The sequence below is a fragment of the Bradyrhizobium australafricanum genome (assembly GCF_020329495.1).
Lineage (GTDB): Bacteria > Pseudomonadota > Alphaproteobacteria > Rhizobiales > Xanthobacteraceae > Bradyrhizobium > Bradyrhizobium australafricanum.
Genome location: NZ_JAGKJL010000043.1, coordinates 59529 through 73648, shown reverse-complemented (window position 1 = coordinate 73648; position 14120 = coordinate 59529). Strand labels below are relative to the sequence as shown.

General features: G+C 63.9%; 19 protein-coding genes. 9 read left to right on the top strand and 10 right to left on the bottom strand.

The features are described 5' to 3' along the window. A partial coding sequence (locus J6525_RS31260) for a transposase (RefSeq protein ID WP_225646681.1) occupies positions 1–282 on the top strand: 282 nt, incomplete at its 5' end. A gap of 166 nt (positions 283–448) precedes the next feature. Here the strand turns inward: J6525_RS31260 and mazG are convergent. Continuing rightward, on the bottom strand, positions 449–1300 hold the full coding sequence (gene mazG, locus J6525_RS31255; RefSeq protein ID WP_225647618.1) for a nucleoside triphosphate pyrophosphohydrolase: 852 nt from the start codon (positions 1298–1300) through the stop codon (positions 449–451). Positions 1301–1429: 129 nt separating this feature from the next. Here mazG and queC point away from each other — a divergent pair, with 129 nt between their 5' ends. Then, positions 1430–2149 carry a 7-cyano-7-deazaguanine synthase QueC gene (queC, locus tag J6525_RS31250; RefSeq protein WP_225647617.1) on the top strand — a complete coding sequence of 240 codons (720 nt, stop codon included), beginning with the start codon at positions 1430–1432 and terminating at the stop codon, positions 2147–2149. A gap of 447 nt (positions 2150–2596) precedes the next feature. Here the strand turns inward: queC and J6525_RS31245 are convergent, their stop codons facing one another. Genes J6525_RS31245 through nthA form a run of 3 tightly spaced genes read right to left on the bottom strand, consistent with a single transcriptional unit; the run spans position 2597 to position 4259 of the window. Beyond that, a complete protein-coding gene (locus J6525_RS31245) occupies positions 2597–2974 on the bottom strand; it encodes a nitrile hydratase accessory protein (RefSeq protein ID WP_225647622.1) in 378 nt (125 codons plus the stop codon). Next, positions 2974–3633 carry a nitrile hydratase subunit beta gene (nthB, locus tag J6525_RS31240; protein WP_092084812.1) on the bottom strand — a complete coding sequence of 220 codons (660 nt, stop codon included), beginning with the start codon at positions 3631–3633 and terminating at the stop codon, positions 2974–2976. Before nthB ends, J6525_RS31245 begins: the two co-directional genes overlap by 1 nt. After that, on the bottom strand, positions 3630–4259 hold the full coding sequence (nthA, locus tag J6525_RS31235) for a nitrile hydratase subunit alpha (RefSeq protein WP_225647616.1): 630 nt from the start codon (positions 4257–4259) through the stop codon (positions 3630–3632). Before nthA ends, nthB begins: the two co-directional genes overlap by 4 nt. A gap of 74 nt (positions 4260–4333) precedes the next feature. Between nthA and J6525_RS31230 the strand changes: the two genes are divergently transcribed. Then, complete coding sequence (locus J6525_RS31230) at positions 4334–5140, top strand: enoyl-CoA hydratase/isomerase family protein (protein WP_225647614.1); 807 nt, start codon at positions 4334–4336, stop codon at positions 5138–5140. A gap of 244 nt (positions 5141–5384) precedes the next feature. On the opposite strand, the gene J6525_RS31225 is transcribed toward J6525_RS31230, so the two are convergent. The 3 genes from J6525_RS31225 to J6525_RS31215 are packed head-to-tail and all read right to left on the bottom strand — an operon-like array spanning position 5385 to position 9599. Next, on the bottom strand, positions 5385–5957 hold the full coding sequence (locus J6525_RS31225) for a DUF6496 domain-containing protein (RefSeq protein ID WP_225647613.1): 573 nt from the start codon (positions 5955–5957) through the stop codon (positions 5385–5387). A gap of 42 nt (positions 5958–5999) precedes the next feature. Next, the gene (locus tag J6525_RS31220) at positions 6000–7184 is read right to left on the bottom strand and encodes an acetate/propionate family kinase (RefSeq protein WP_225647612.1); all 1185 of its coding nucleotides are present in this window, start codon (positions 7182–7184) and stop codon (positions 6000–6002) included. A gap of 3 nt (positions 7185–7187) precedes the next feature. Continuing rightward, entirely contained in the window at positions 7188–9599 is a 2412-nt protein-coding gene (locus J6525_RS31215; protein WP_225647611.1) for a phosphoketolase family protein, read from the bottom strand. A 647-nt stretch (positions 9600–10246) separates the two neighbouring features. Here J6525_RS31215 and J6525_RS31210 point away from each other — a divergent pair. From J6525_RS31210 to J6525_RS31195, 4 genes are all read left to right on the top strand, one after another. Next, positions 10247–10594, top strand: a complete 348-nt coding sequence (locus J6525_RS31210; RefSeq protein ID WP_225647610.1) for a response regulator — start codon at positions 10247–10249, stop codon at positions 10592–10594. Between the two features lie 348 nt (positions 10595–10942). Continuing rightward, a complete protein-coding gene (locus tag J6525_RS31205) occupies positions 10943–11131 on the top strand; it encodes a hypothetical protein (protein WP_225647609.1) in 189 nt (62 codons plus the stop codon). A 37-nt stretch (positions 11132–11168) separates the two neighbouring features. Continuing rightward, complete coding sequence (locus J6525_RS31200; RefSeq protein ID WP_225647608.1) at positions 11169–11357, top strand: hypothetical protein; 189 nt, start codon at positions 11169–11171, stop codon at positions 11355–11357. A gap of 12 nt (positions 11358–11369) precedes the next feature. Beyond that, entirely contained in the window at positions 11370–11549 is a 180-nt protein-coding gene (locus tag J6525_RS31195; RefSeq protein ID WP_225647606.1) for a hypothetical protein, read from the top strand. Here the strand turns inward: J6525_RS31195 and J6525_RS31190 are convergent. The 3 genes from J6525_RS31190 to J6525_RS31180 form a co-directional block, all read right to left on the bottom strand. Next, positions 11521–11787 (bottom strand): hypothetical protein, encoded by a 267-nt coding sequence (locus tag J6525_RS31190; RefSeq protein ID WP_225647605.1) that lies wholly within the window; start codon positions 11785–11787, stop codon positions 11521–11523. The two genes, J6525_RS31195 and J6525_RS31190, sit on opposite strands and share 29 nt — an antisense overlap. 70 nt (positions 11788–11857) lie before the next feature. Next, entirely contained in the window at positions 11858–12037 is a 180-nt protein-coding gene (locus J6525_RS31185) for a hypothetical protein (RefSeq protein ID WP_225647603.1), read from the bottom strand. Positions 12038–12159: 122 nt separating this feature from the next. Next, positions 12160–12585: a response regulator gene (locus tag J6525_RS31180; RefSeq protein ID WP_225647602.1), complete on the bottom strand. Its 426-nt coding sequence runs from the start codon at positions 12583–12585 to the stop codon at positions 12160–12162. A gap of 95 nt (positions 12586–12680) precedes the next feature. On the opposite strand from J6525_RS31180, the gene J6525_RS31175 reads away from it, so the two are divergent. Then, the gene (locus J6525_RS31175; protein WP_225647601.1) at positions 12681–13691 is read left to right on the top strand and encodes a chemotaxis protein CheB; all 1011 of its coding nucleotides are present in this window, start codon (positions 12681–12683) and stop codon (positions 13689–13691) included. After that, positions 13691–13960, top strand: a complete 270-nt coding sequence (locus tag J6525_RS31170) for a hypothetical protein (protein WP_092084636.1) — start codon at positions 13691–13693, stop codon at positions 13958–13960. Before J6525_RS31175 ends, J6525_RS31170 begins: the two co-directional genes overlap by 1 nt. Positions 13961–14120: the final 160 nt, after the last annotated feature.

Below are 14120 nucleotides of genomic sequence, written 5' to 3'. Positions count from 1 at the left end.
GCAAAAGGTGAGGTCGTCATCCTCGACAATCTTGGCAGTCACAAGGGCAAGTCCGCTCGCAATGCGATCCGCGCCACCGGAGCGCACCTGCTCTTCCTGCCGCCCTACAGTCCCGATCTCAATCCGATCGAACAGGTCTTCGCCAAGCTCAAACATCTGATGCGAGCCGCAGAACCGCGCGATGTCGAGGCAACCTGGCGCAAGGTCGGCGAACTCCTCGACCTCTTTTCTGCACAAGAGTGCGCCAACTATCTCAAAAACTCAGGCTATGTTTCCGTATAAAAACAGCGTGCTCTAGCCTCGAAGAGATGTGTAAATGCCCTAGTGCGAAAGCAGGGACCCATAACCACCGGCCATCGTTGTTGAGTGCAGCGGAAGTTCTGCATCTTGCTCGCCTCGATGAATCTCTGGCGATGCGTGGGATTGATACCGTCGGCCAATCGCTAGATCACGCGGTATGGGTCCCGGCTTTCGCCGGGACGACATCGGTGTTTGCGCTCTTCGCTTCATTCCACAACGCGTCCATCTCCTCCAGCGACGCACCATCGAGCGAACGCCCCTTCGCCGCCAGCGCCTTCTCGATATAGGCAAAGCGCCGCTCGAACTTGGCGTTGGTCGCGCGCAGCGCCGTTTCCGGATCGGCGTCGACGTGACGGGCGAGGTTGACCAGCGCGAACATCAGGTCGCCGGTTTCCTCCGCGATCTCCGCCTTGTCGTTGCGGTCGAGCGCGGCCTCGATCTCGTCGGCCTCCTCGCGGATCTTGGCGAGCACCGCGCGCGGGTCGTTCCAGTCGAAGCCGACGGTGGACGCCTTGCGCTGCAGCTCCATCGCGCGCGTCAGGGCAGGCAGGCCCGCCTTCACGCTCGCCAGCATCGATTTGTGCGTCTCTTCGGGCGGCCGCCGCGCGGCGCGCTCGGCCTTCTCCTCGGCCTTGATCCGTTCCCAGGCGCTCTTGACGCCGGCCGGCTGGATATTGCCGTCCTTGTCGGCGAAGACGTGCGGGTGACGGCGGATCATCTTCCTGGTGATCGCCTCGACCACATCGCCGAACGCGAACGCGTTCTGCTCCTCGGCCATCCTGGCGTGATAGACCACCTGCAGCAGCAGGTCGCCGAGCTCCTCGCGCAAATCGTCGAGATCGCCGCGCGTGATCGCATCCGCAACCTCATAGGCCTCCTCGATCGTGTAGGGCGCGATGGTCTCGAAATTCTGCACGAGGTCCCATGGGCAGCCGGTCACCGGCGTGCGCAGCGCAGCCATGATCTCGATCAGGCGGGAAATGTCGCGGGATGGGGTCATGGGGCACCGGCATCAAAGAGGTATTGGCTTTATGCCAACCCCCCCCCTCCCGATCCCACTAAAACACGCCGGAATCGCGACGCTGTCCACGGATTGGCCACGGCGCCGTCAGGTGCTAAATCGCGTTCCATGACCGATCCGAACACTTCCGACACCGCGCTGGTGCTGTTTTCCGGCGGCCAGGATTCCACCACGTGCCTTGCCTGGGCCTTGTCGCGCTTTGCCCGCGTCGAGATGCTCGGCTTCACCTACGGCCAGCGCCACGCGATCGAGCTCGATTGCCGGGACCAGCTGCTGGCCGGGATCAAGCGGGTCCGGCCGGAATGGTCTGCGAAGCTCGGCGACAGCCACACGCTTGATATCCCGACGCTGTCGGAGATTTCCGACACCGCGCTGACCCGCGACGTCGCGATCGAAATGGGCGCGGACGGCTTGCCGAACACCTTCGTGCCCGGCCGCAACCTCGTGTTCCTCACCTTCGCGGGGGCGCTGGCCTATCGGCGCGGCATCCGCCACATCATCGGCGGCATGTGCGAGACCGACTATTCCGGCTACCCGGATTGCCGCGACGAGACCATCAAGGCATTGCAGTCCGCGCTCAATCTCGGCATGGCCAGGGATTTCGAGCTGCACACGCCGCTGATGTGGCTCGACAAGGCCGCGACCTGGCGGCTCGCGCACGAGCTCGGCGGAGCAGGACTGGTCGACCTGATCCGCGAGCACTCGCACACCTGCTATCTCGGCGAACGCGGCGCGGAGCACGATTGGGGCTATGGCTGCGGCGAATGCCCGGCCTGCAGCCTGCGGGCCAAGGGCTGGCGGGAGTATGTCGCGCAGGGTGGCCCGTAACCGTGGGCTGATGGCCGTCCGCAGGGGCGCATGGCCAAAATATCGAAAACAACCCCATGCAAAGGAGTCGGCAGCTGCCGGCGTTCGACACGGCAACTTGACACGTCGGGCAACTCAACGGTACTCTTCCATTATACAGAAATCGTCCCAGGGCCCGGTTCACGATCCAGCACGCAGCGGCCGCTCGGCTCAAGCACTGGCGTCTCTGGAATCCGTGCTCGGTTCTCTCCCCGTCGTCGTCCCGGCGAAGGCCGGGACCCATACGCCGCGGCAGGCGTTGTAGGTGGGACTCGTCGTTCCAGCATCGCGTAACAGTTTGCATTTGGGGTTATGGGTCCCGGCCTTCGCCGGGACGACGATGAGGATGAGATCGCGATTCAAGGCGGCGCCCCACCACGTGATGTCATCGCCCGCACATGCGCATGCAGGTGATCATGGCATTCGAGGCTACCTAAAATCCCCCGCCGTCAGCACGATCGGCTGGCCGTGCGGGGTGCGGTCGGCGGCGTGGTCCCAGGCGTCGCGGTAGCGGTGCAGCGTCTCCGGTGTCGTGACACCCTTGGCGGCGACGAGGTGTTCGAGCGTCGCGAGCCAGTGCCGGTAGTAGGTCTCGCCGGTGTCGGGATCGCCTGCAGCTTGCGCGCGCTTGATCTGGTCGGCAAGCGCCGCAGCCCATTCGGGCCAGGTGAACACGCCGCGGTCATGCAGCGTCAAGGCCATGGCGAACGCCTGCGCCTCCCACGGTGCACGGAACACCGGGCCGTCCTGGTCGCGGGGAATGCTGGACACTGCGCTGGTGGCTCGCGCGGCGGCACGGGCATCCATCACACGGCCTCCAGATACGGCTCGAACGCGTCGATCGAGACCTTGATGGTCGGATCGGAGTCCGGTCCCCACAGCTCGCGTCCATCGAACACGACGGTGTAGAGCCACTGCGGATGTTCGCCGGCGTCGTTGGCCACCGTATCGGGAAACACGTGGCAGCCATGATCGCGCTCGACCACCCCGACGTGACCGCGCACGTAGCGCGGCAGCCGCGTGTGCGTGGCGGGATGGATGTTCTTCGCCCGCACCCGATCGCCGGCCTTGAATTTCGCAGGTCCCGGCGCGGCGCGGCCGAACTTGCCGCGCACCATGATGCGCTCGATGTCGGCGACCGAGAACTTGCCGTGCTTGAGCGCTTTCGCCGGCGCGACGGAATGTCCGGCGGCGACGTCGTCCTTGGAGATATAACCCTTGTCGAGCAGCAGGGCTTCCAGCCCGAGCAGCCATTTCCTGTAGTAGGAGCTCGACAGATAGACCTGCGGGGGCAGGGTCTCGCGATAGAAGCGCGAGGCGTCGATGTTGAATGCGCCGGCCGCGCCCATCGCGCGGACCATGGCGAGCACCCGGGATTCCCATTCCTCATGGAACATCGGCTCGTTCGGCTCGGGCTCGACCTTGCCGAACCCGTCCATGCCGCCCATGTCGTGGACGCCGTTCATGACGGCGCTCCCGGCTTCTTGGGAAAGCCGGTGCCGATCATGGAATCGCGCGTCACCAGCTCGGCGAGCTGGTCCTCGCCCCAGCCCTCGGTGCCTTCGGGCCGCATCGGCAGCACCAGGAAGCGCGTCTCCGCGGTCGAATCCCAGACCCGGACTTCCGTCTCCTTCGGCAGGCTGACGCCGAAATCGGCGAGCACGCCGCGCGGATCCTTGACCGCGCGCGAACGATAGGGCGAGGCCTTGTACCAGACCGGCGGCAGCCCGAGCATTTCCCAAGGGTAACAGGAGCACAATGTGCAGACGACCATGTTGTGGCGGCCAGGCGTGTTCTCGATCGCGACCAGATGGTCGCCGACCCGGCTGACGTGGCCGAGGGTGCCGACCGCTTTGCTGGCGTCCTCGAGCAGCGCCTTCTTGAAGGCAGGATCGGTCCAGGCCTTGGCGACGACCCGGGCGCCGTTATGCGGCCCGATCTTGGTCTCGTAGGCCTGCACGATGGCGTCGAGCGCGGCAGCCTCGACATAGCCCTTCTCGGTCAGGATCGATTCCAGCGCGCGGACGCGCAGTTCGGTCTCCGACAGTTCGGAATGGTCGTGATCGTGGTGGTGATGATCATGGTCGCTCATGCCCACAGAATAGGCGAAACCGTCGTGCTATGTCGAGGCAGGCAGTACACAAGAATGCGAACGGGGAGGTATGCGTGGTTGATGATGTGACGATCGAGAAAGGCCTCGGGCCGGACGGCCGCATCGCCGTGGTGCGGTTCGACCGCGGCGACGGTATCAACGCGCTGTCGCCGGAGGCGCTGCGGCAGCTGACTGACGCGGCGCGCAGTTTCGAGGACGATGGCGAGACCTCGGTGGTGGTGCTGACCGGCGGCGCCAAATCGTTCAGCGCCGGCTTCGATCTCAAGGATGCCGAAGGACGTTCGCGCCAGACCATGGACATGGGCACGCTGCGCCGGCACTTGAAGCTCGGGCCGCGGCTGACGCGCGCCTGGCAGGACATGGAGCAGGTCACGATCGGCGCGATCGAGGGGTTTTGCGTCGGCGGCGGCGTGGCACTCGCGGTTGCGCTGGATTTCCGCGTCATGGCGCGCGATGCGCATATGCGGGTGCCGGAAATCGCGCTCGGCATGAACATGAGCTGGCAGAGCGTGCCGCGCATGCTGCATCTGATGGGACCGGCGCGCACCAAGCAGGCGGTGATCCTGGCCGACGACCGGATCTCGGCCGAGGAGGCCTACGAATGGGGCCTGGTGGAGCAGGTGACCGATCCTGGAAAGTCATATGACGTCGCGATGGCGCTCGCGGCCAAGGTCGCCGCCCAGCCGCCGATCTCGGTCGCGATGACCAAGCTGACGGTCAACCGGCTCGCGCATGCGCTCGACGATCTCGCCAGCCACATGGACCTCGACCAGTTCGCGCTGGCGAGCCTGACCGAGGATCACAAGGAAGGCGTCGCGGCCTTCCTCGGACGGCGGAAGCCGCGCTTCAAGGGGCGCTGATGCGTGTCGTTCAAGAGCCCTTTGCAGGCTTCGGAATGGCGAAGGCCCTGACGCCGGGCCGTTGCGTCAGGGCCTTTGCGGTGCGGAGACGACCCCAGCACCTTTGCGGGCCCTGGGGCCGACGCTGGGGTCATCCGCCTGCACCGTTGTCGAGACCGAGCAGGCAGCGGATACCATGCGCCCATCACTGGCATCCGCATTTGCCTATGTGAATCGCCATCGTCGTCCTCTCGGACCTCCGGGCTTACTTTCGCCGCCGCGCTCTGGTGCGGGTTGCTTTCTTTGCTGCGGCCGAACGAACGGCCGATCCCTTGGTTTTTGCCGCCTTGCGTGCCGCGGCCGAGCGGGCCGATGCAGAACGCCGCGAGGCCGCGCGCCGCGTTTGTTTCGACAGCGCCGTGTGCGACGCCGCGCTGCGCGGTTCCCGTTTCAGGACGTTGGACACCGCTCGCGAGACGCGCGGCCTGCGTCTGGTCTTTCGTTTGCCCTGGCCCGCCTCATAGGCGTACTCCGCGCTCTTGCGGGTGGTCGCCTTGGCCGCGCCTTTCTTGGGTGGACGAAGCGGAACGCCCGCGCGCCTCGCCTTCGACAGGCCGATTGCAATGGCCTGTTTGGAAGATCGCGCCCCGTGCTTGCCACGGCGAACCTTGCGAATTTCCTCGTGCACGAACTCGCCCGCCTGGGTAGTCGTCGACTTTCCCGCGCGCCGGTCCTGTCTGGCCTTTTGCATCGTCTTTCGTTCCGGCATCATCGTTCTCCCGTTGCCGATTTCGGTTTCCGGGACATCAACGTCCGGCTCAAGGAAACGGTCCTTCAAGCATCGATTTAGCCACTGCCGCAGGGGCGCCTCTCGTCGATCCTAGGTTCCCGAGATCAAGGCTGCGCAGTGGCGAGCGATCATTGCTTCCTCGTTTGTCGCCATGACGAGCACGTCCACCGAACTGTCCTCGCGAGCAATGTGCAGCTCTGCCGCGGCGTTGGCGGATGGATCGAGCTCAACACCCAGCCATCGCAGTCGTTCGCAGACCTGGCTGCGAACCTCGCCCGCGTGCTCGCCGATACCGCCGGTGAACACCAGGCATTCCAATCCACCCAGCGTGCCAGCCATCGCGGCGACCTGTTGCGCGATGCGGAACGTGAAGAGATCAACCGCTTCCTTCGCGGCGGGCTCCTGGCTGGCGAGCAGGACACGCATGTCGGAGGAGATGCCCGAAACGCCAAGCAGTCCCGATTGGTGATAAAGCAGCCGCTCAAGGTCGTCGACCGACATGCCGTTCTGCTGCTGGAGGTAAAGCAGAACGCCCGGATCGATCGTGCCGCAGCGGGTCCCCATGACCAGGCCGTCGAGAGGCGTCAGACCCATCGTGGTGTCGATGCTCCGGCCGCTCTGCATGGCGCAAAGGCTCGCGCCATTGCCGATATGCGCCACCACGGTGCGCTTCGAGGAAAACTCCGGCGAGATGTCGGCAAGGCGGCCTGCGACATATTCAAAGGAGAGGCCGTGAAAGCCGTAGCGCCGGATGCCGGCGCGTTCGAGATGTCTCGGGATCGCAAACCGATTGACGGGCGGCGCGAGGCCATGATGGAACGACGTGTCGAAGCATGCGACCTGCATCAGTTCCGGCCGGATCGCGCTGATTGCCCGCATTGGCGTCAGGCAGCGAGGCTGATGCAACGGCGCCAGAGGGGTGAGGGCTTCGAGGACGGCAAGCACCGTCCGATTGACTTCGACCGGTCGCGGAAATTCGCGGCCGCCGTGTACGACGCGATGCCCGACGGCACGCAGCCGCTCGCCGAGATGATGTTCGATTCGTGCCAGGACATCGGCGAACAGCCGATCGGGCGGCGCATCCGGTTCGGCTTGCTCCAACGCGAACGACGCGCGGCCGGCCGGATCGGTGAAGACCAATCGCGACGCGCCCTCGTGCTCATCGATCTGTGCCTTGCAGAGCAGCGCGGGATCGGTATGCGAAGCATCGAAAACGCCGAACTTGATGCTCGACGAGCCGGAGTTGACGACCAGAACCGCATCGGACGTCGGCATGGCTCAACCGCCGGATTTGGCAGGGGTGGCGCCGCCAGTGCCGTTCGGCCAGACCCAGTCTCGAACCTCGGGCATGTCCTCGCCATGCTCGCGCACATATCGCGCATGCGCGATCAAGGCGTTCCGGTATCCTTGCTTGATCTGTGCGGCCTTGGTGGCGAGACCCGGCACGCGCTCGATCACCTCGATCGCGAGATGATAGCGGTCGAGCCCATTGAGAACGACCATGTCGAAGGGTGTGGTCGTCGTGCCTTCCTCTACAAAGCCGCGCACGTGCATGTTGTCGTGATTGGCCCGGCCATAGGTGAGCCGATGGATCAGATACGGGTAGCCGTGGTAGGCAAAGATGACGGGGCGATCGCGCGTGAACAAGCTGTCGAAGTCGCGGTCGCTGAGGCCATGAGGGTGCTGTTGCCTCGGCTGTAGCGTCATCAGGTCGACGACGTTGACCACGCGGATCTTGAGGTCGGGCAGGGCCCTTTGCAGCAGATCAACGGCGGCGAGCGTCTCCAGCGTTGGAACGTCACCCGCGCAAGCCATCACGACATCGGGCTCGCTTGTGGTATCCTCGGTTCCGGCCCACGTCCAGATGCCAATGCCGGCATCGCAATGAGTGGCGGCGTCCTGCATCGAAAGCCATTGCGCGGACGGTTGTTTGCCGGCGACGATGACATTGATCCGATCGTAGGTCCGCAGGCAGTGATCGGCGACCCACAGCAGCGTGTTGGCGTCGGGCGGGAAATAGACACGGACGATGTCGGCTTTCTTGTTGGTGACCAGATCGACAAAGCCGGGATCCTGGTGGCTGAAGCCGTTGTGATCCTGTCGCCAGACATGCGAGGTCAGCAGATAATTGAGCGAGGCGATCGGACGCCGCCAGGCCAATTGGCGCGAGACCTTCAGCCATTTGGCGTGCTGGTTGAACATCGAATCCACGATGTGGATGAACGCTTCATAGCAGGAGAAGAAGCCATGGCGTCCGGTCAATAGATAGCCTTCCAGCCAGCCCTGGCAGAGGTGCTCGCTGAGGACTTCCATGACACGGCCGTCTTGAGCGAGATGGACATCATACGGCTCGGTCGGCTCCATCCAGACCCGGTCCGTGGCTTCGAATACGGCATCGAGCCGGTTCGAGGCGGTTTCGTCTGGTCCCATGATGCGGAAATTGCCGGCATCGGCATTCAGCTTGAGGACATCGCGCAGGTATTTTCCAAGCTCGTGGGTCGCTGCGCCGACGGTCTGACCCGGCTGCTTTACCTCGACGGCAAATGCGCGGTAGTCCGGTAGCCGGAGCTCACGTTTCAGAAGGCCGCCATTGGCGTGCGGATTGGCGCCCATCCGGCGGTTCGCGGTCGGGGCGAGGGCCTGGAGCTCCGGGATCAGCGCACCATCCTCGTCGAACAGATCCTCGGGATGGTAGCTGCGCATCCAGTCTTCAAGCACTCTCAGATGCGCGGGGTTGTCACGGACTTGCGCGATCGGCACTTGGTGCGCGCGCCAAAAGCCCTCGACTTTGAGCCCGTCGACCTCCTTCGGACCGGTCCAGCCCTTTGGACTGCGCAGCACGATCATCGGCCAGCGCGGCCGCTCCGATCGTTTGCCGCCGCGCGCCTCGGTTTGGATCTTGTGAATGGCTGCAAGCGCCTCATCCAGGGCAGCGGCCATGGCGCGATGCATCGGCATCGGATCGTCGCCCTCGACGAAAAGCGGCTCATGTCCGTAGCCGCGAAACAGGTTGCGGATTTCCTCGTCGCCCATCCGCCCGAGCACCGTCGGATTGGCGATCTTGTAGCCGTTGAGATGCAGGATCGGCAGCACCGCGCCGTCACGCGCGGGATTCAGGAACTTGTTCGAGTGCCACGATGCAGCCAGCGGACCGGTTTCCGCCTCGCCATCGCCAACGACGCAGGCCACGATCAGATCCGGATTGTCGAACGCCGCGCCATAGGCGTGGACCAGCGAATAGCCGAGTTCGCCACCCTCATGAATGGAGCCGGGCGTTTCCGGTGCCGCGTGGCTCGGGATACCGCCGGGGAAGGAAAACTGCCGGAACAGTTTGCGCAGACCATCCGTGTCTCGGCCGACATCGGGATAGATCTCGCTGTAGGTGCCTTCGAGATATGTGTTCGCCACCATGCCCGGGCCGCCGTGCCCGGGACCGCAAATGTAGATGACGTTCAGATCGCGCGCGCGAATGACCCGGTTGAGATGGGCATAGACGAAATTCAAGCCCGGCGTGGTGCCCCAATGGCCGAGCAGGCGGGGCTTGATGTGTTCCCTGCGCAGCGGCTCGCTGAGCAGCGGATTGTCGAGGAGATAGATCTGGCCGACCGAAAGGTAATTGGCGGCGCGCCAGTAGCGGTCGAGCAGGTCGAGATTGGCGGCGGTCGTTCTTTGTTCGATCGTTGCTTTCATGGAGCCAACTCCTCCCCAAAACACTATGACAACAGCTACAGGTTGATCCGGCCGGTGATGATCGTGCTCGACCCATGGCGAGGCCGGGCGGGACGCCGGGCAGCGATAGCGGCGCCGGTCCTGATGCATTGCGTTCGCTGGCTCCAACCGCAGGCGCCGACCCTCGTTCCTTCGTTTGCCGCGCTGGAGCCGCGCTGCCGCTGCAGCCTAGCGGTGATGGCGACCGGTGTGTTCTTCGACATCGGCAACCGAGGCATCTCCGAGTGGAATCACCGATCTCTCATATGTAAATGCCGGAACCGAGCAGAGAGATGACAAGCGGCGGCGACTGATGTTTCGACCGCGATTCGATATCCGCCATAGTCAGCCGAAGGTGCAGTTGATGAATCTCATCGACCGCTACTTTTTCGCCGCAACGATTACCGTGACAATTGTACTCTGGCTGTACCTTGGGTTGCTGGTCGCCGGTAGCTGACGGCGCGTGCCTGGAGAACGGCACCAATCCGCCCCGGCGTCGAAATTCCCCGCCCGCTGAAATAGGTCATGGCCGCTGTCCTGAAGGCGCGCGGAACGACGCGCCCCGGAAACCGGACCGGCGCGAAAACGTTAACGCCTCGATCATCCGCGCAACTGGCAGAGGTACTGCTATGCGTACGATCTTGATCGTGGAAGACGAGTATTTCATTGCCGATGACTGTGCCGCGCTGGCACGACAGGCCGGCTATCACGTCGTCGGCCCGTTCGCTTCGATCGACGAAGCCCGCCCGCACGCTTCCGCAGCCTCCGGCGCGCTGATCGACATCAACGTCAATGGAACCTCGTCCTACAGGTTGATCGATACACTGATTGCGATGGGGACACCGGTCACCCTGTACACCGGCTACGACGCCAGCACGCTGCCCAAGAAGTATGCGCATCTCCCCGTGGTGACCAAGCCGCGCGGGTGTGCGGAAGCTCTCGGGATACTGTGCAAGCAGATGAGCGTCGCCGGATAGCCGGCGAGCCGAACGCAGATCGATGCGAGCTTTGCGGGCTGCGCAGCGGTGGTTATGGGTCCCGGCCCCCCGTGCGCAATGACACCAAAAGAGAGCTCGCTGCTCCTCCCACACGTCGTCCCTGCTTTCGCATGCTTTCGCAGGGACGACACCGATTGTATTGCGCTGCCGGTGAGTCATACTTTCTTTCGCATTGTCCGACGTCTCAGGTTCCCGGCGCGGCATTTTGTTGGCAACTTTCCTGGCCGAGGTTTATTGTCTTCGCATCACCGGCCGAGGCTCTGCCCGTAGGCGTCGGTGGCTGAGAGACCGATGGTGCTCCCGCCTGCATAATCAGGGAGCGCGCCCATGCCCAACGAGCGGCGTATCTATCGCCTTTCCAATTCCGACGATCTCGACGATGCCCAGCGGACGATCCGGGTCGTCGGCGACGCACGCAAACTCCTCGCCGAAAGCCCGGCCAGCACGTTTCTGGGCCGCAAAACGCAGGAACCCTTCCCGCAGGAGGAAAGCCAGTACGGGAACCTGATATCCTGACTAGCGTTAAGCATTCGCAGCCTGCGGAGGCGGAACCATGCGGGATGGCGATTACAGGGACCAGCTCGCCAATTATCAGGCCATGAAACGGCGCATCGATGCGGGCTACGAGCGCTCGCTCGAACAATTTTCGAAGTCTCATGAACTGATACGTTTGTCGCACCGCCTGCTCGGCAAATCTGTCCCCGACTTATCCCATGACAGGGCGGACGCAGCGATAGAGTGACATGCTGCTTCAATGATTGATCCCCTGTTTGCCCGCGCTCAGCTTGCCATCGAAGAAAGCCATACCTTGCGCGCACAAAAGAAATCGCTCGCGGATCAGCGAGACGAGCAGCTCGCCGAGCTGCGGCAATCGGTGCGCAGTTCCGCGAGCGCGCGCATTGAGATCAAAGCCCACCGCGACAACAGCAAGTAGGGCTTTCGCTGGCGGGGGCGGACACGGGCGATGTCCCGATCGGTCGGCTAGCCGACGCGCGGGCTTTGATGAAGCGTTCGAGATGCGTGGAGAATTCGTAGCTCAGCGCCAATCGTCGCCAGGATTGCGCCAACAGCTCATAATCCTTGCGCGTCGTTTCGACGCTGGATGTCGAGCGGTCGGCTTCGTCGGCCAGTTGCCGGCATTCCGCGATGCGGTCTGTTGAATCGTGCAGCATCGCTGTCGTTCCTGAGGAGGATGAGGATGCGTCACGCCGCCGGTTCGCCTGACATCGCGGGCCAAGACCATCAGCCAATATGAAGGTCACCCGACCTCAACGTCCTGAGCTGCGCCACGACGAGGCGCAATTCGTCCGCCAACTGGGCGTTGCGGATGCGGGTTTCCGTGACGGTTGAGAGGTCGGCGATCAGCGCGCGTTCGGCGGCCGTCTGCTCAAGTTGCTCGATACGTCTTTCGATGTCGGTCATTACGCACCCCCGTCCGATATCGTAACTGGAGTATCGTGAGGCTCTCTGCAAACCTCCGCACTAACATTTGCAAATGCTCGGGCGGATTGTTCGCGTCCGGCAACGTCATTGAGACAGGGCAGTCAAGCCTGCAAATCAATCTCCTTCGCCGGATCGCGGCGCAGGATCATGCCGGCGAGCCCTCGCGCCATGGCGCGATGGTCGAACGGCTTCTCCCACAACGGGACGTCCGCGAACTCGGTGCCGAGCACGATCTTGTCGTATCCCGAGGTGAACACGATCGGCACGCCGCGCGCTTGCAGCTCGCGCGCGACCGGATAGATCATCTGCTTGCGGATGTTCACGTCGAGCACCGCGCCATCGATCACGCCGCCGTCGTGCAGGATGCGAAGCGCATCGTCGATGTCGCCGGCCGGCCCGGCGATATCGGCACCGAGCGCGCGCAGCGCGCTGAGCATGTCGTCGGCAAGGAAATATTCGTCTTCGACGATCAGGACGCGCCGTCCGGTCAAGAGTGGCTCTTCGCGCAAAGGTGCAAATTCAGACATCTCAATTCCGGCCGTGGCCCGGCGTGGTGTCGCAAAATTGGAACATAGGACGAATGCCCGCCTTGTTGCAAACAATGTTAGAAAAGGCAGGTTCCATGTCCAATCGCGACATCATCGTCATCGGCGGTTCGGCTGGGGCGACTGCACCGTTGAAGCAAATTCTGGGACGGCTGCCGACGGATCTGCCGGCCGCGGTCTTCATCGTATTGCACATACCGTCTCACGGCATCGGCATTCTCTCCACGGTCGCGAGCGCGGCCGGCAAGCTGCCGGTCCGGCAGGCGGAAAGCGGCATGGTCATCGAAAATGGTCACGTCTATCTGGCGGCGCCGGACCACCATCTGCTGATCCAGGACGGCCACCTGATGCTCGGCCGCGGGCCACGCGAAAATCTGGTGCGGCCGGCGATCGACGCGCTGTTTCGCTCGGCCGCACTGCACTATGGACCGCGGGTGATCGGCGTCGTGCTCAGCGGCCTGCTGTCCGACGGCGCGGCGGGCCTGAACGCGATCAAGCGCTGCGGTGGGGTCGCGCTGGTCCAGGAGCCCCGGGACGCCATGTCCGACGAAATGCCGCTCCGGGCATTGGAAGCGACCACGGTTGACCTCTGTATCCCGGGCGCGCGGCTTGGCGATGTGCTGTCCGATCTGGTTCGGGAGCGGCCCGGCGCGATCCTGCCGATTCCGCCGGAGATCGTGCTGGAGGTGAAAATTGCGGCGGGTGAACGCGTCGGCAGCGATACGCTGGTCGAGATTGCCGATCCAGCACCGCTGACCTGCCCAGGATGCGGTGGCGTCCTTTCCGAACTCAAGGTGGGCCACCCGCTGCGATTTCGCTGTCAGGTCGGTCACGCCTATACGGCTGACGCGCTCGCCAAGGAGCAGGAGGGCCGGGTCGACGAAGCGCTTCGGGTCGCGCTGCGCATCATCGAGGAGCGCGCCGAGCTGGTGCACCGGATGGCCGAGGACGGCCGTCAGAGCGGGCGCCCGGCGATCGCGCAAATGTATGACGCGCGCGCCGCTGAATACCGCGAATACGCCGATATGATCCGGCGAGTCATGCTACAATCGCTCGATCCGAAGCGACCGGCGCGGAAGGAACCGTGATGGCCAGCGCTGAGCATGCGAACTGGGCCCAACAGTTGCGGTCCGAGCGCGAGCTGCTGGTCAAGGCCGACATCGACATCGAGGAGGGCTGGCAGCGCGTCCGCAACCAGCAGGATTTGCTGGATTGGCTCCAGCGGGCCGGCCACGATACCGAGCAGGCCGAACGTCTCGTCAGTCTGCTCAAGCGGACCCTGATCGAGTGGGAACGACACCGGACCCTGATTGTGCAGCGGGTCGCATACCTGGAGGAGCAGGTCGCATCCCATTAGCGTTCGGGAAAAGCACGGCCCCGCGTTCGAGCATGCGGTTGGCCTGCCGCGGAAACCGCCGCCGGAGGTCATTTTCCGCCGAGCAACCACTCGTCCCCGCCGTAGCGGCCGTCGGCGCCTGCAAGGTTCCCAGCAAGGTGGAGATTCCCTACTTATCCCG